General features: G+C 75.2%; 18 protein-coding genes. 8 read left to right on the forward strand and 10 right to left on the reverse strand.

Translation table 11 applies throughout. From position 1 onward, the window contains the following. Positions 1–15: 15 nt before the first annotated feature. The 4 genes from RB614_RS16555 (at position 16) to RB614_RS16570 (ending at position 3,039) form a co-directional block, all read left to right on the forward strand. Positions 16–1,029, forward strand: a complete 1,014-nt coding sequence (locus tag RB614_RS16555; protein WP_308713396.1) for a LacI family DNA-binding transcriptional regulator — start codon at positions 16–18, stop codon at positions 1,027–1,029. Positions 1,030–1,187: 158 nt separating this feature from the next. Beyond that, positions 1,188–1,328 carry a hypothetical protein gene (locus RB614_RS16560; RefSeq protein WP_308713397.1) on the forward strand — a complete coding sequence of 47 codons (141 nt, stop codon included), beginning with the start codon at positions 1,188–1,190 and terminating at the stop codon, positions 1,326–1,328. A 197-nt stretch (positions 1,329–1,525) separates the two neighbouring features. Beyond that, on the forward strand, positions 1,526–1,780 hold the full coding sequence (locus RB614_RS16565; protein WP_308713398.1) for a BatC protein: 255 nt from the start codon (positions 1,526–1,528) through the stop codon (positions 1,778–1,780). Continuing rightward, entirely contained in the window at positions 1,780–3,039 is a 1,260-nt protein-coding gene (locus RB614_RS16570; protein ID WP_308713400.1) for a cupin domain-containing protein, read from the forward strand. Before RB614_RS16565 ends, RB614_RS16570 begins: the two co-directional genes overlap by 1 nt. Before the next feature lie 96 nt (positions 3,040–3,135). Here the strand turns inward: RB614_RS16570 and RB614_RS16575 are convergent, their stop codons facing one another. From RB614_RS16575 to RB614_RS16600, 6 genes are all read right to left on the reverse strand, one after another. Further along, the gene (locus tag RB614_RS16575; protein ID WP_308713401.1) at positions 3,136–3,786 is read right to left on the reverse strand and encodes a hypothetical protein; all 651 of its coding nucleotides are present in this window, start codon (positions 3,784–3,786) and stop codon (positions 3,136–3,138) included. Then, complete coding sequence (locus tag RB614_RS16580) at positions 3,783–6,473, reverse strand: FtsK/SpoIIIE domain-containing protein (RefSeq protein ID WP_308713402.1); 2,691 nt, start codon at positions 6,471–6,473, stop codon at positions 3,783–3,785. The genes RB614_RS16575 and RB614_RS16580 overlap by 4 nt, the downstream gene beginning before the upstream one ends. Continuing rightward, entirely contained in the window at positions 6,466–7,347 is an 882-nt protein-coding gene (locus RB614_RS16585) for a hypothetical protein (RefSeq protein ID WP_308713403.1), read from the reverse strand. Before RB614_RS16585 ends, RB614_RS16580 begins: the two co-directional genes overlap by 8 nt. 7 nt (positions 7,348–7,354) lie before the next feature. After that, positions 7,355–7,615: a hypothetical protein gene (locus tag RB614_RS16590; protein ID WP_308713404.1), complete on the reverse strand. Its 261-nt coding sequence runs from the start codon at positions 7,613–7,615 to the stop codon at positions 7,355–7,357. Positions 7,616–7,863: 248 nt separating this feature from the next. After that, positions 7,864–8,238 (reverse strand): PIN domain-containing protein, encoded by a 375-nt coding sequence (locus RB614_RS16595; RefSeq protein ID WP_308713405.1) that lies wholly within the window; start codon positions 8,236–8,238, stop codon positions 7,864–7,866. After that, the gene (locus RB614_RS16600) at positions 8,235–8,456 is read right to left on the reverse strand and encodes a hypothetical protein (RefSeq protein WP_308713406.1); all 222 of its coding nucleotides are present in this window, start codon (positions 8,454–8,456) and stop codon (positions 8,235–8,237) included. Before RB614_RS16600 ends, RB614_RS16595 begins: the two co-directional genes overlap by 4 nt. A 106-nt stretch (positions 8,457–8,562) precedes the next feature. On the opposite strand from RB614_RS16600, the gene RB614_RS16605 reads away from it, so the two are divergent. Next, entirely contained in the window at positions 8,563–8,793 is a 231-nt protein-coding gene (locus tag RB614_RS16605) for a hypothetical protein (protein ID WP_308713407.1), read from the forward strand. 86 nt (positions 8,794–8,879) lie between these two features. Here the strand turns inward: RB614_RS16605 and RB614_RS16610 are convergent, their stop codons facing one another. From RB614_RS16610 to RB614_RS16620, 3 genes are all read right to left on the reverse strand, one after another. Continuing rightward, entirely contained in the window at positions 8,880–10,355 is a 1,476-nt protein-coding gene (locus RB614_RS16610) for a S1 family peptidase (RefSeq protein ID WP_308713408.1), read from the reverse strand. Between the two features lie 131 nt (positions 10,356–10,486). Continuing rightward, positions 10,487–11,458, reverse strand: a complete 972-nt coding sequence (locus tag RB614_RS16615) for a LysR family transcriptional regulator (RefSeq protein WP_308713409.1) — start codon at positions 11,456–11,458, stop codon at positions 10,487–10,489. 101 nt (positions 11,459–11,559) lie between these two features. Further along, positions 11,560–12,156, reverse strand: coding sequence for a hemerythrin domain-containing protein (locus RB614_RS16620; RefSeq protein WP_308713410.1), 597 nt, complete (start codon positions 12,154–12,156; stop codon positions 11,560–11,562). A gap of 175 nt (positions 12,157–12,331) precedes the next feature. On the opposite strand from RB614_RS16620, the gene RB614_RS16625 reads away from it, so the two are divergent. From RB614_RS16625 to RB614_RS16635, 3 genes are all read left to right on the forward strand, one after another. Beyond that, positions 12,332–13,204, forward strand: coding sequence for a GDSL-type esterase/lipase family protein (locus RB614_RS16625; protein ID WP_308713411.1), 873 nt, complete (start codon positions 12,332–12,334; stop codon positions 13,202–13,204). A 203-nt stretch (positions 13,205–13,407) separates the two neighbouring features. Beyond that, positions 13,408–14,712: a M20/M25/M40 family metallo-hydrolase gene (locus RB614_RS16630; RefSeq protein WP_428983027.1), complete on the forward strand. Its 1,305-nt coding sequence runs from the start codon at positions 13,408–13,410 to the stop codon at positions 14,710–14,712. A gap of 28 nt (positions 14,713–14,740) precedes the next feature. Further along, positions 14,741–15,409, forward strand: a complete 669-nt coding sequence (locus tag RB614_RS16635) for a hypothetical protein (protein ID WP_308713413.1) — start codon at positions 14,741–14,743, stop codon at positions 15,407–15,409. Positions 15,410–15,467: 58 nt separating this feature from the next. Here RB614_RS16635 and RB614_RS16640 read toward each other — a convergent pair whose 3' ends face one another. Next, on the reverse strand, positions 15,468–15,662 hold the full coding sequence (locus tag RB614_RS16640; protein WP_308713414.1) for a DUF5703 family protein: 195 nt from the start codon (positions 15,660–15,662) through the stop codon (positions 15,468–15,470). Positions 15,663–15,680: the final 18 nt, after the last annotated feature.

Here is a 15,680-nt window from a genome sequence, read left to right on the forward strand (position 1 = left end):
ACGAAGGAGCGAAACGTGACGGTCGACGAGGGGCGCAGGATCACCATCACGGCGATCGCGCGCGAGGCCGGCGTGTCGGTGCCGACCGTCTCGCGCGTGCTCAACGGGCGCTCGGACGTGGCGCCGCAGACCCGCGAGCGGGTCGAGGAGCTGCTGCGCCGGCACGGGTACCGGCGCCGCGCGGCCCGGCCGCGGGTCAGCGCCAGCCTGATCGACCTGGTCTTCAACGACCTGGACAGCCCGTGGGCCGTGGAGATCATCCGCGGCGTGGAGGACGTGGCGCACGCGGCCGGCGTGGGCACGGTGGTCTCCGCCATCCACCGCCGCACCGCCTCCACCCGGCAGTGGCTGCAAAACCTGCGCACCCGCGCGACGGACGGCGTCGTACTGGTCGCCAGCGACCTCGCCCCGCCGGTGCACGCCGAGCTGCGCCGGCTGAACGTGCCGATGGTGCTGGTCGACCCGGCCGGCGTGCCGACGCTCGACATCCCGACGATCGGCGCCACCAACTGGACCGGCGGGCTGCGCGCCACCGAGCACCTGCTCTCGCTCGGCCACGAGCGGATCGGCTTCATCGCCGGCAACCCGCAGATGCTGTGCAGCCGGGCCCGGCTCGACGGGTACCGGGCCGCGCTGGAGGCGGCCGGCCTGCCGATGCACGAGGAGCTGATCCAGCCCGGCGACTTCTACCACGAGTCCGGCCTGGAGGGGGGCAAGGCGCTGCTCTCGCTCGACCACCCGCCGACCGCGATCTTCGCCTCCAGCGACCAGATGGCGTTCGGCGTCTTCGAGGCGGTGCGGCAGCGCGGGCTGCGGGTGCCCGACGACGTGAGCGTGGTCGGCTTCGACGACCTGCCCGAGGCGCGCTGGTCCTCGCCGCCGCTGACCACGATCCGCCAGCCGCTCGCCGAGATGGGGCTGCTCGCCGCGCGCACCGTGCTGCGGCTGGCCCAGGGCGAGGCGGTGGAGACCCCGCGGGTCGAGCTGGCGACCGATCTCGTGGTCCGCGACAGCACCAAGGCCCGATAGTTTCCGGGCCGGCTGGCGCCGCTGGTCCGCGCGCCCTGTCTCGGTAGACCCGGATCGATTTCCGGGAGATTACCGGTACATCATTGACGTGCGGTGGCGGGCCATCGATACTTGGGAACGCTTCCATTGATGTTGGTCGGCAGGGAGGGTTGCTCGCCATGGGCCGAACGCGCGCCACGCCCGCCGTCGCCGGCGCGGCGGCGGGGACCGGCACCTCGACCATCGGAAACGCGACGGCCACCCGGCCGGGCGGCGCGGCGACCGCGCGCGACGCCGGCTCCGGGTTCCGCGCCTCCTGACCGGGCACAGCGCGGCGGACTGCCCAGCTGCCGCGCTGTGCCCCCTTTCCCGCTCCCGCTCGCCTCCTGACCCCCAGGTCGGCCGCGCCCATATCGGATTTGCCGGTCTGAACCGGGCGCCGGCCACACGTTAGAAGTGCGTGTGGCCGGGTACTTCGGGGGCCCGGCACGAGGGTGACACGACAAAGGGGGCACCGATGCGACTCGACGACGACGACATCACCAGCAGCGGCGGCCGGGGCGAAGGCCCCGCGGACGGTGGCGCGAACCCGATGGGTCGCGACGGCGGCGCCGACGGTACCGCCGGCGGCGAGGGTCCCGCGGACGGCGGTGCCAACCCGATGGGGCGCGACGGCGGCGCGGACGGCAGCGCCGGCGAGGGCCCGGCGGACGGCGGCGCGAACCCGGCCGGCCGGGACGGCGGCGCCGACGGCAGCGCGACCGAGCTCTGATGGACACCCCGGCGACGGCCGGCGCGCCGGGCGGGACGTCCCGCCCGGCGCTCGCGCGCTGCGTTGCGGTCGAGCCCGCGAAGTTCGCCGGCGCGTACTGGGGCCGGGCGCCGCTGCTGTCCCGCGCCGCCGAGCTCGCCGGCCCGTGCGGCTTCCACGAGCTGCTGAGCCCCGCGGACGCGGACGAGCTGCTGAGCCGGCGCGGCCTGCGTACCCCGTTCCTGCGGGTGGCCAAGGAGGGCCAGGTGCTGCCGGCGGCCCGCTTCACCGGCGGGGGCGGCGCCGGCGCGGAGGTCGCTGACCAGGTGCTCGACGAGCGGGTGCTGGCCCTCTACGCGGACGGCGCCACCCTGGTCCTGCAGGGACTGCACCGGCTCTGGCCGCCGCTGGTCGAGTTCGCCCGCGAGCTCGGCGGCCAGCTGGGGCAGCCGCTACAGGTGAACGCCTACCTGACGCCGCCGGCCAGCCAGGGCTTCGCCACCCACTACGACACGCACGACGTCTTCGTGCTCCAGGTGGACGGCCGCAAGCGCTGGCGGGTGCACGAACCGGTCCTGCCGGACCCGCTGGAACGCCAGCCCTGGGGCGGCCACGCCGACGAGGTATCCGCGGTCGCGGACGGCCCGCCGGCGCTCGACGAGGTCCTCGCACCCGGCGACGCGCTCTACCTCCCGCGCGGCTGGCTGCACCGCGCCCAGGCCCAGGACGAGGCGTCGCTGCACCTCACGGTGGGCGTCAAGGCGCTGACCCGGTACGCGCTGGTGGAGGCGCTGCTGGAGCTCGCCGCCGAGGACCCGCGGCTGCGGGCCACCCTGCCGTACGGCCTGGACCTGGCCGACGCCGAGCAGGTCGAGCCCGAGCTGACCGAGACGGTCGAGGCCCTCCGCGACTGGCTGACCACCGCCGGCCCCGCCCCGGTCGCCGACAAGCTCCGCGCCCGGGTGTGGCCGGCCGCCCGCCCGGCCCCGATCCGCCCGCTCGCCCAGGCCCGGGCGATCGCCACCCTGACCCCGGACGACCGCGTCACGGTCCGCGCGGGGCTGCGCTGGCACCTGGCCCCGGACGGCGACGAACGCGTGGCGCTGCGGGTCTTCGACCGCACGCTGACGCTGCCGGCCGGGTGTGCGCTGGCGCTGCGCGCCCTCCTGTACGGCGGCGTGACCCGGGTCGGCGACCTGCCCGGCCTGGACAGCGACGAGGACCGGCTGGTCCTGACCCGCCGCCTCCTCCGCGAAGCCATCCTGACCCCGGTCGCGTAGTGATCGTGGTATTCCAGTGCCCCTCCGAGGGCACCTGAGTACCACGATCTCGGCGAACGACCTGGATCTGGACCGCGGACCGCGGGCGGAGTGGCGCTAGGTGAGCAGGTAGAGGGCGACCGTCGTGGCGAGGCCGGTGGTCAGTACGACGGTGATCGTGGTGGCGTCCAGCGACACGTGGCGGCGGTCGGCGACCACGCGGGCCGGCCACAGGCCGACGAACGGGGCCACCAGCGTCACGACCAGCGCCAGCACCGGCAGCCCCACGGCGAGGTCGCCGCCGTACGAGCGGCCGGCCCACAGCGCGGCCTCGCGGAGGGCGAACGCCACGGCGGCGCCGAGCGCGCTCAGCACGACCAGGGTCGGGAACGCGGCCTGCGGCATGCGGCCCGGCCGCCAGGTCTTGTCGAGCAGCTCGGACGCCATCGCGATCAGCTGGTCCGGGTCGTACTCCTCGTCGGTGTGCGGGTGGCCCGGCGGCGGTGCGGCGGCGTACCGGGCGGCGGGCGGGCCGAGGCGGCGTACCGTCGTGCGCCAGACCTCCTCGGCCTCGGCGTCGATCCGGGTGACCAGCTCGGTGGCCGTGTCCAGGGCCCGCTGCGCGGCCTCGACGGCGCCGGCGGCCTCGTCGACCGCGCGGGCGGCGGCGGCGACCTGGCGCTCGTACCACTCGTCGGCCTCGGTGCGCTGCGCGTCGACCTCGGTGTATGTGCGGGCCAGCTTGTCGATGGCGGTGTGGTAGGTCATCCGCCCAGTCCGTACGGGATGACGACCTCCGGGGTGCGGTGGCGGGCGCGGTCGAAGTAGAGGGCGCGCCACGGCCTCGGGTACCAGGCGGGGCCGCCCTGCTGGGGGAAGAAGCCGGTCAGGTCGGCGCCCTGCACGTCCAGCGCGACCCAGGCGCCGATCGCGTCGGTGCGGGAGCCGGTGCCGCCCAGGTCGTCGCGGAGCCGGTTGACGCTGCGCCACCAGCCCAGGACGTGGGTGCGGCGTTCCGGGCCGGTGTTGAGGACGCGGCGCAGGTGCTCGTGCCCGGTGCGGCCGCCCTCGCGGACGGCCAGCCGGGCCGCGGCGGCGTCGGCGGCGAAGACGACCAGGTAGTGCGGACGGGCGGTGCCCGACTCCAGCGACGGGTCGATCGAGGGGAGCAGGGCGGCCAGCCCTTCGGCGTCGTACCAGCCGGTGTCGGCGGGCAGGTCGGCCCGGAGCGCGGCGGCGGTGGCGGCGGCGTCCGGATCCAGGCAGGCGACCGAGAAGCGGGCGTCGCCGTCGGCGTGCTGGCGGGCCAGGGAGCGGGCGGCGGCGGCGAGGACCGCGCACGCCTCGTCGACGCGGGTGCCGAGCACGGCCAGGTTGCGGCCGGGCGAGCGGGTGAGCGGCAGCCGGGCGGAGCGGGCCTGTACGTCGATCGACTCGCCGAGCAGCGCCACCGGGTCGCGGACGTCCGGGCCGAGGGCCAGGAAGTCCGGCGAGGAGGCGAGCCGCGGCACCGCGTCGCCGTCGAAGAGGCGGGGCGGGCCGAGCCACGGCGGGCGGTCCTGCCAGAGCTTGTGCTGCAGTTCGCTCCACACGCGACGGTCGCTGGCCGCGGGGATGCGCACGACGCGGTTGGCGTCCGGGGCGCCGGAGTCGGCGTTGACCACGGCGTGGTGGCGGGGGAGCGTCTCGGCGGCGAGGTTCGCCTCGTGCAGGATGCGGCGGGCCTTGGGCAGGGCGATCCGGAGCGTGAACTGGGCGACCAGCGCCGGCCGCCCCCACAGCGCCTCGATCCCGGAGACGTCCTGCGAGGCGAGGATGAGGTGGATGCCCTGCGAGCGGCCGCGCCGGGCCAGGTCCTCCAGCAGCGTGGCCGCCTCCTGGGCGAGCGCGTCGCGGCCGGTGAGCAGGATCTGGAACTCGTCGATCACCGCCACGACCCGCGGCCAATGCCCCTCCGGGTCCTCGTGGCGCAGCTCGGAGAGCTTGGTGACCTCGTGCTCCTTGGCCGCGTCGGCCCGGCGGCGCAGCTCGCGGCCGAGGAAGCGGAGCAGCGCCAGCCCGAACTCGCGGTCGGTGTTGACGTTGACGCCGACCAGCCGTACGTGCGGCAGCCAGCTCGGGTCCCGCCGCCCCGGCGCGAACCGGGCGAACGACACCCCCTCCTTGAAGTCCAGCAGGTAGAAGGCGAGCTCCTCCGGGGAGTACCGGGCGGCGAGCGCGCCCATCCACGCGTAGATCAGGTTGGTCTTGCCGGTGCCGGAGGGGCCGGCGATCAGCGCGTGCGGCGGGTAGTCGGCGAGCGTGACGTCGACCGGCCGCCCCTCCGGGCTGTCGCCGACCGGGGCGGTGAGGCCGGCGGCGGAGTGCTCGGTCCAGAAGGCGTCCGGGATCAGGTTGGCGAAGACGGCCGGCGCCGGCCCGACCGACACCCGGTCGGCGATCTTGCGGCAGGTGGCGGTGACCAGCTCGGCCGGGGGCGGCGGGTCGAGCTGTACCGGCAGCGGCCCGCAGCCGGAGATCTCCGCGCGGTACCCGTTGACCCGGATGACCTCCACGGTCTCGTGCTCGGCCACCGCGATGCCGCGCACGATCAGGTGTACGCCGCAGGCCGCGCCGGTGCGCAGGATCCGGTCCAGCTGGGCCCGCTCGTGGCGGGACGGCTCGTCGCCGCCGAGCAGCACCGCGACCCGCCACGGCTCGGGGCGCCGGCCGGTACGGGCGGCCATCTCGGCCAACGAGGCGTAGTCGCCGGCCAGCACCGTCTCGTTGATCCGCCGGATGTGGTCGACCAGCCCGTCCAGCAGCGGGGTGAGCCCGCCCGGCCCGACGAACGTCAGCAGCCCGGCCGGGGCCAGCGGGGCGAAGCCGGCCAGGCCGCCGCCGAGCCGCTCCGGGTCGTACCCGGTGATGTCGATCTGGCCGTGCGCGGTGCGGCCGAGCGCGCGCAGCAGGAGGCTGGCCACGACGGCGTCGCCGCCCTGCTGGACGTTGTCGACGAGCGCGACGTGCCCGCGGTCGAGGAGCGGCACGAGCGCCGGGGCCGTGTCGAACGTGCCCGGCCGGGGCCGCGGGCGGCCGGCGTCCGCGCGCGGGATCCGTATCTCGCCGACGCGCAGCAGGTCCGGCGGCTCGCCGCGGGCGGCCGGGGTGGGGTGCCAGGTGGCCCACGGCTCGCCGGCGGCGCCGGGGGCGCGCATCCCGCCGGCGAGGGAGGCGCGCCGGGCCAGGTCGGCGAGGGTGGCGGTGTGCCGCGCGTCGAGCTCGGCGAGGCGCCGGTCGCGTTCGGCGGCGGCGCGGGCCGGGCGCTGGGCGGCCGCCTGCCGGACCCGTTCCAGCCGGGCCTGGGTGGCGGCGAGGTCGGCCTTCGCCCCGTCCTGGTGGATCCGCGCGGCCGCGCGGGCGCGCGACAGGTAGGCACGGACCGTCTCGACGACCGATGTCCGGACGTCAGGCATGGGTCTCCGCGTCGGGTACCGGCTCGGGCGCCGCCGGGTCCAGCGAGTCCGGCTCGCGGTCGAGCAGCCGCAGGAGGATGCCGGTGACCACGCTGCCGGTCACCGCGAAGTCGGCCGGGTGCGGCGGCGGCTCGTCGCCGTCCCGGCGCTCGACCGGCACCCGGCAGATCCGCCGCAGCTGGATGTCGAGGATCTCCGGGGGCAGGCCGGGCAGCAGCTGCCGTACCCGCGGCTCGACCGCCTTGGTGAGCGCCGGCAGGTCTTCGGCGCGGGGCAGGTGGCGCAGCAGGTCGCTGGCGAGGCGGTACAGCACGGTCGGGGTGAGCGCGGACAGGCCCAGCCCGACCGGCGGCTCGACGCCACCCAGCTCGCGGTGGAGCCGGTCGCGGTCTTCGGCGCGCACGCCGGCGGCGACCCGGCGCAGCAGGTCGGGGCCCTCGGTGGCGGCCGAGTCGGCGCGCGGGGCGGGGCTGCCGTGGCCGGTCAGCTCGGCGACCCGTTCGGCCCACCACCGGCCGAGCGGCGGCGGGGCCGCGCCGGGCGCGGGGTGCGCCGGCCGCCCACCCTCCGGCTCCTCCAGGGCGGTGCGCCAGGTGCCGTCCGGACCGGCGGCGCCGTCGTGGGCGAGGCCGATCGAGGTCAGGTACGCCAGCAGCGCGTCCTGCGCGACCCGCAGCGCCTGGGCGGCCTGCTCGGCGTGCTCCATCGCGCCGGCCAGCCGCGGCACGCCGAGCGGGTCGACGGACTCCTGGCGTACCCACATCAGCAGCTCGCCGGCGGCGCGCAGCTTGTCGACGGCGACCGCGACCAGGCCGACCGGTAGGTCGTCCGATGTCGCGCGGACCTGGGCGCCGAGCTCCTGGACCAGGGACATGGCGTCGCTACAGCGCTGCGGAGTACTGCTGTGCCTGCTCCACCGCGGCCATCGTGGCGCCGAGGCAGTCCTCGAGCTCCTGCGTGGCCTGCTGCAGGGAGGCGCGGGCGGTGTTGACAGCGTCGTGGCCGCTGCCGTCCAGCGCGACGGCGAGGCTCTGCTGCGCCTCGTCGAGCTTCTCCTTCGCCGCGTGGACCGCTGCCTGCCCCTCGTTCACCTGTTGGATCGCGGCATCGATGGCCGACTTGACCTCGGCGACGCTGGCCACGGCGGGACCTCCTGGGGGGCGGGGGAGGACGCTATTCCATCACGGTAAACCGGATGCCCGCTTCGCGGCCCCCTACCGTTTTGCCGCTCAGCGCGAATGAACGACTACGCTGCGCCGATATTGGACGGGGTCGTCGCACGCCCTGTGTGATCTCTCCGCACGTGATCGGCTCGGCGGCCCAGGCCCCGCCGGTCGCGCGGCGTAGGCACGACCGGCCCCCGCGGCGGACGCGAATGAGCATGAGTGACCTAATACACCGGGCTTAGGCTGCGGGGGCCGCGGACCTCGGCGCCCAGGGCCGCGACGCGCTCGCGCAGCCCGCGGTCGGCGGTGACCACGACGGTGCGGCGGGGGCGGGCGGCGGCGACCAGGTCGACGATCGTGTCGTCGCCCGAGCCGGGGGCGGCGACGACCCGTACCCCGTCGGCGCTGGCCACGCCCCGCGCCCGCCCCTCCACCACGAGGACCACCTCCAGCGGGGCCGGCAGGTCGGGCAGGCCGCCGGCGGCGAGGGGGAGCAGGGCGTCGCGGAGGCGCACGGCGGCGCCGGCCCGGTCGCGCCACCAGCCATCCGGACGGGAGCCGACCACATTCGCGCCGTCGACGACCAGGAGCGGCGTCACGGCTCGACGCTCGGTGCCTCCAGGGCCAGCGCGGCAAGCAGTTCCTGCCGGTCGGCGAGGGTCGCCTCCTCGCGGGCCAGCAGCGCCGCGTACTCGGCGAGGGCGGCCGCGTCCGGCGTACCGGCGAAGCCCTCGACGAACCGCTCCATGTCCCGTACCGCCGCGGTGTGCCGCTGCGCCGCGCCCCGCGCCCGGCGCAGCGTGTCGTCGTCAGTCATGTCCACGTTGATATCCGATGCCGGCGCGGAACACACGGGTTTGGCGCGGTCGCCTGCCGGCAATGCGAAGCGGTGGGACGATGGAACCCTTGGGGGTGATCTTGTGGTGGACGACCGCGACCCGGCGCTGGACCGCTTCGCGCGCTGGTGGGACGGGGAGGCCGACGACGACGAGCGGGCCACGATCAAGGCGGCGGTGGCCGGCAGCTACCAGATACCGCTGGCGCTGGCGACCCGCCTCGCCGAGCTCGGCGCGCTCGTCTCGCTGCCCACGGGAGACCAGGACCCGCGGCTGCCCGACGCGTACGCGGACTACGCGATCAGCCATCCGGTCTAGGGGGTCCCGGGGGGGGGGGGGGCCCCCCCCCCCCCCCGCCCCGCCGGGGGGGGGGGGGGCCCCCCCCCCCCCCGGCCGGCTGGCTCTCAGGGGTTGCTGAAGCCGAGCGTGTAGCTGCCCGAGCCGCTGTACGCGTGCACGCGGTACCGGTAGTAGCCGGCCGTGCCGCTGTAGCTGACCGTCTCGTCCGGGTTGGGCGTGGTGCCGCTGGCGACGGTCGACCAGGCGCTGCCGTTCCACTTCTGCAGGTACAGGTCGAAGTCCACACCGGACGGACCGTCGAGGCAGGCCCGGTGGGTGCCGGAGGCGGACGAGTAGTAGTAGCCGCCGTCCGGCTGGTACCCGCTGGCGCCGCTTGCGAGCGAGCCGGCGCGGGTGAACTCGTACCCGCCGCACCCGGTCGGCGGCGGCTCACCCGGGCCACCTCCGCTGGTGGTGAGCGTCAGGCCGTACGCGGTGAGGATCTCGTTCACCGGCTGGAAGTACGTGGTGCCGCCGGAGGTGCAGTTGCCCGAGCCGCCCGAGGTGACGCCCTGCGCCTGCTGCCCGGACAGCCACGAGCCGCCCGAGTCGCCCGGCTCGGCGCAGGCGTTCGTGCGGGTGAGGCCGGTGACGGTGCCCTCCGCGTAGTTCACCGTCTGGTTCTTGGCCTGGATCGTGCCGCAGCGCCAGCCGGTGGTGGAGCCGGAGCGGCAGATCGACGCGCCCACGGCCGCCTCGGTGGAGCCGGCGACGGTGACGTTGCCGCCGGCGTAGTCGTTCACCCACGGCTGCGGCGTCCAGTTGGAGTTGACCTGCACCCAGGCGTAGTCGTTGCCGGGGAACGACGAGCCGCGGAACGTGCCCTGCGCGACCTGGTTGTACCCCTGGGTGGCGGTGCCGGGCGTGCCGCAGTGGCCGGCGGTGACGAAGCCGCCGGCGACCGAGAAGCCGACCGAGCAGCGCCCGCCCATGTAGTAGGCGTCGCCGCCGCGCACGTCGTACAGGGGCACCGGGGTCTCGCCGGTGGCGACCACCCGTACCGCGCCGGACCGCGCGGTGGCCGCGAAGGCGCGGGCCGCGGTGGCGTCGCCGCGGGCGAGCACGACGACGGTGTTGGTGACCACGTCGACGTACCAGCCGGGCACGGCGGCGGCCGGGGCCTTGGCGGCGTTGCGGTCCAGGGTGGACTTGACCGCGTCGAGCTGGGCCTGGCCGCGGGTGACCACCTTGGCGGTGGCGCCGGCCGCGGTGACCTTCGCGGCGTGCGCCGCGCCGGTGACCGCGACGACCAGTGAGGTGGCGCCGGCGGTCAGCCAGGCGCCGCCGTACGCGGCGCCGAGCTCCTCGCGCAGCCGCGCGTCGGTGCGGGCGGCGTCGTCTTCGCGGGCCAGCCGGGCCCGCGCCTCGTCCGCGGTGAGGCCGAGGTCGCGCTGCAGGGCGCCGAGCATCCGCGTCGAGGCGGCGCCGCCGGCGGGTGGTGTGCCGGGGCCGGGCGCGGCGGCCGCGGGGGCGGCCGGCAGCGCGACGGCGCCCGCCGGCAGCAGCAGCGCCGCCGCCAGCATGGCGAGTCTTCGCTTCATGGGGGCTCTCCTGGGGGTTTGGAGTGAGGTGGTACGGCGCGACCCTAACGGCCGTTCAATTGATCGCGGCAGATATCAGGTGGGTAATACCGCGCCGTACCGCTCCGGAGAGCCGGCTGTGTCCGGGGAGGTCAGATGGGGGCGACCTGCTGGGCGCCGAATGGGGGGTTGTCGGTGAGCCAGCGTTGGTAGAGGGGGTTGCGGCCGACCATGTCCTCGTAGGCGGCGACCGCGTGGCCGAGCACGTCGTCGGCGAACTTCGCCGCCAGCGACTCGGGGTGCCAGCCGAGCACCAGCCGCCAGCGCAGCGGCGCGCCGGCGATCGGGCGGGTGACCAGGCCGCTGACCGGGCGGAACGTGGCCTGGCACAGCGCCACCGCCTCGCCCGACTCGACCATGTCGATGCATCCGCGGATGTCCGTCTCGTACACCTTCCGGGGGGTGAAACCGGACCGCGCGCAGGCCGCGGCGAAACAGTCGGCGAAGCAGCCGTCGCCGGGCGCGGCGACCCACTGGGCCTCGGCGAGGTCGGCCAGGTCGACCTCGTCGCGGGTGGCCAGCGCGTGCGCGGTGGGCAGCATGACGAAGACCGCGTCGACCGCGACCACCCGCCAGGCCAGGCCGTGCGCCGCTGAGGGCGCGGCGTCGCCGCAGACCCCCACGAGTACGTAATCCAGCCGCCCGCCGAGCACCATCTGCGCCAGCTCGTCCGCGTACCACGAGGCATAGGTGCTGATCTGCGCCTCCGGCTGCGCGGCGGCGAGGCGGTGCACCAGGCCGCCGACGATCGGGCTGTTGGCCCCGCCGACCCGGTAGCGGGTCATCACGTCCCCCGTGCCGGCGAGCCGGGCCGCCTCGTCCTGCAGCCCTTTCATCGCCGGCAGCAACACCCGGGCCCGGGCCAGCACGAGCTCGCCGAGGGCCGTCGGGCGCGCGCCCCGCCGGTCGCGCTCGAAGAGCGGGCCGCCGAGGGTGCGTTCAATGCGCTGGAGCTGTGCCGTGAGTGCCGGTTGTGCCAGCCCCAGCTGCGAGGCAGCCTTGGTGACGCTGCCTGTCTCCGCGATCGCGACGACCACCTTGAGGTGCCGCAACTCCAGGTTCATAGCGTGACGGTAGGACCAACGTGGGATCCTCGGAAGACCTTCGGCTTGTGAAAGCTCACCCAAACGCCCGGCCGACTGTAACCGATTGGTTAACGGGATGATCAAAAGAGCCGACTCGCGTACCGGCGGGTAAGGTCTTCGGCCCGGGTGGGACGGCCGGTGACCGCGTCCCGGAGCCGGTCGAGGAGCCCGATCGCGGGATCGGTGATCTTGTTCCACGGCGCGGTGGCCGGCGTGCCCGGATGCGGCCGCGTCGGCGCGGCCTCCTCGGCGGTCTCGATCCGGTTGCCGAGCCGCACGAGGTCCTCGGCGGAGGCGACCGCGGCGAGCCGGTCGAGCAGGTCCGCGGTGGCGTAGGCGTGCCGGCGCAGCTTTCCCTCCGCGCCTTCCCCGGCGCGCAGGGCCGCGAGCAGGTCGCGCGTCGCGGCGACCTCCCGGTCCGCGAGGGCCGGCCCCTCATCGGGTACGGCGGAGCGGACGGCCGGGTAGAGGTACTGCGCCTCGGCGGACAGGTGCCGGGTGGCGGTCGCGGCCAGCACGTCGGCGAGGTCACGCCGGCGGCGGGGCGGCAGGTCCGGCTCGGCGAGGGCGGCGCAGAGCGCGGCGAGCCGCCGGTGCTCCTCGGCGAGCACGTCGGCGGCGCCGCGGCCGGCCGGTGAGCCCGGGGCCGGGGGCAGGGGCGGGAGGCCGAGTGCCACGCCGTCTGCGGTACCCGGTGCGGGGTTCCGGAAAACCGCCTGTTTTGCCAGGTCTCACCATTTTGTAGGGCTTTCGCTGAGACACGCCGCTTAACCATTGCCACCGATGTAACTCACAGATTACCGTCTGATCACCCCCTGCAACTTCGTCATCCCGCGTCCCGGAGGCTCACCCATGTCACTCCCGCGTCGCACCCTGCCCAGACTCCGCCCGCTGCCCCTGCTCGCGGCCACCGTGGCGGCCACCCTCGCCGCCACCCTGGTCGCCGCCGCGCCGGCCGCCGCCGCCGACCCGTACCCGTCCTCGATGGCGAGCACCGGCGACTCCATCACCCGCGGCTTCAACGCCTGCGGCTTCTACGTCGACTGCCCCTCGCGCTCGTTCAGCACCGGCACCGAGACCGGGGTCAACAGCCACTACCGGCGCGTCCTGGCCGCCAACCCGGCGGTCAGCGGGCGCAACTTCAACGACGCCGAGAGCGGCGCCACCGCCGCCGACCTGCCCGGCCAGATCGACCTCGCGGTCGGCCAGGGCGTCGACTACGTGACGGTGCTGATCGGCGCCAACGACGCGTGCGCCGGCTCCGAGGCGGGGATGACCCCGGTGGCCACGTACCGCGGGCACATCGACACCGCCCTGGCCCGGCTGAAGGCCGGCCGGCCCGGCGCCCGGGTGTTCGTCATGAGCATCCCCGACCTCAAGCGGCTGTGGGAGGTCGGCAAGGGCAACTTCCTGGCCCGCAGCGCCTGGTCCCTGCTCGGCATCTGCCAGTCGATGCTCGCCAACCCCACCTCGACCGCCGCCGCCGACGTCGCCCGACGCGACCGGGTGCGGCAGCGGGTCGCCGACTACAACGCCCAGCTCGCCGCCGCCTGCGCCGCGTACGGGTCGCTGTGCCGCTACGACGGCGGCGCGATCTTCAACTACCCGTTCACGCTGTCGCAGGTCTCCGGCTGGGACTACTTCCACCCGGACACCGACGGCCAGACCGTGCTCGCCGCGACGACCTGGGCCGCCGGCTTCGCCTGGACCCCGGCCCCGGTCTAGCGACCAGCCGTGATCGAAGCTCCCACCATGTCGTTGGAGCGACTTGACGGGAGCTTCGATCACCGGCGGGATCGCGCCGGTGCGGACGACCGCCGACGCCGTGGCGGAGGCGTCGCTGTGGCGGCGGTGGGATCGGCCGCGCCGCCTGGTATGAAAGGCGGATGAGCGAGCGCGGCGAGCGAGTCAGCGAAGCGAGCACGGCCATGGGCGACCCCGGAGACGAGGTCGTCGACATCTGCCGCGACCTGCTGCGCATCGACACGACCAACACCGGCGACAACGCCACCAGCGCCGGTGAGCGGGCCGCCGCCGAGTACGTGGCGGGCAAGCTCGGCGAGGTCGGCATCGCCGCCGAGATCTACGAGTCGGCGCCCGGCCGGGCCAGCGTCGTGGCCCGCCTCGAAGGGACCGACCCGAGCCGCGACGCGCTGCTGGTCCACGGCCACCTCGACGTCGTACCGGCGCAGGCCGACGAGTGGACGGCGCACCCGTTCGGCGGCGAGCTTCGCGACGGCTTCCTGTGGGGGCGCGGCGCGATCGACATGAAGGACTTCGACGCGATGGTCCTCGCCGTGGCCCGCGACTGGGCCCGCACCGGCGTACGGCCGCCGCGGGACATCGTGCTCGCCTTCACCGCCGACGAGGAGGCCGGCGGCGGGTACGGCGCGCACTTCCTCGTCGACAAGCACCGCGACCTGCTCGACGGCTGCACGGAGGCGGTCGGCGAGGTCGGCGGCTTCTCCTACACGGTCACCGAGGACCTGCGCCTCTACCTGGTCGAGACCGCCGAGAAGGGGATCAACTGGCTGCGGCTGCACGCCCGCGGCCGCCCCGGCCACGGCTCGATGGTGCACGACGACAACGCGGTCACCGCCGTCGCCGAGGCGGTCGCCCGGGTCGGCCGGCACCGCTTCCCGATGGTGATGACGCCGACCGTGCGGGCGTTCCTGGAGCACCTCTCCGACGCGCTCGGCGTCGACCTCGACCCGGACGACCCGGAGATCGCCATCGCCAAGCTCGGCCCGATCGCCAACCTGATCGGCGCCACCCTGCGCAACACCGCCAACCCGACCCGCCTCGAAGCCGGGTACAAGGACAACGTCATCCCCAGCCGCGCCTCGGCCACCATCGACTGCCGTACCCTGCCCGGCCAGGCCGAGCTCTTCCTGGAGCAGCTGCGCGAGGTGATCGGCCCGGACCTCGAGATCGAGCACGTGCAGCGGCAGCCGGCGCTGGAGACCACGTTCGACGGTGCGTTGGTCGACGCGATGGCCGCCGCGCTGCGGGCCGAGGACCCGGGCGCCCGCCCCGTGCCGTACATGCTCTCCGGCGGCACCGACGCCAAGGCCTTCCAGCGGCTCGGCATCCGCTGTTTCGGCTTCGCGCCGCTGCGGCTCCCGCCCGACCTGAACTTTTCCGCGCTGTTCCATGGCATTGACGAGCGGGTCCCGGTCGAGGGACTACAGTTCGGCGTGCGTGTACTCGACCGATTCCTACGCACCTCCTGACTGACCCGCTGAAGGGACCCTCCTCACCATGACCGACCAGCACGCGGAGCTGGACGCCGCTCTCGAGCGGGTGATCGAAGCCGCGCGCGGCCACCTCGCCGCCGTCAAGGCCGCCGAGGGCCGCATCGACGACGACGACGTCTGGCAGGCGTACGTCACGCTCAACAACGCCTCCTACGAGTACGACGAGCTGCTGCTCGACGCGTTCGGCGAGGTCACACCCTGGGACGTCGAGTCGATCGACCCGGACGAGGCCGACGAGCGGTTCGGCGTGGGCCTGGGCGGCGTCGACGGCACCGAGCCCGAAGACCCGCACCCGCACGTCGTCTCGGTACGCCAGCGCCGCGACTACCGCGTGCCCAGCGTGGCCGCCCTGGTCCGGGTGGCCGAGGCGGCCCGCCGATCCGGCCTGCCCGAGGACGAGGAGGACGCCGAGCCGGTGGAGACCGTCGGCGAGGCGGTGCTGGAGCTGCTCCAGGCCGGCGACGGTTCGCTGGGGGCGCTGGACATCCCCGAGCTCGACCCGCTCGACGGCGTGGTCATGGTCTCGGAGGTCGCCGCCCCGCTGGACCTGGAGTCGTACGGCGAGGAGGACGCCGCCGGCCCGTTCGCGCCCGCCGGCGAGGACCGCCTGGTCGGCCGGCTGGACGAGCACCCGTTCATGCCGCTCGACGACGAGGTGGAGCACTCCTCGTAGGGCCTTGGCCGCTGGCAGCCGCCCCACTCGCCGGCCGCGGGTGGGGCCGGCGGGGCGCTCAGTAGGAGAGGCCCGGCTGCGGCTCGCTCGCCATCCGCCGGCGGCGGAGCATCACCTGCCGGGTGCCGTCGCGGAAGAGCCGCACCCGGGCGAGCTCCCATCCGGAGAACTCCGCCTGGATCGCCAGTTGCGCCGCGGCGGCCAGCCGGTCGACATTCGGTGGTAACCGCAGCGGCGCGTATTCGTAGTCCATGCGACCCATCCTGCACAT

The organism is Phytohabitans maris, assembly GCF_031085175.1.
GTDB lineage: Bacteria > Actinomycetota > Actinomycetes > Mycobacteriales > Micromonosporaceae > Phytohabitans > Phytohabitans maris.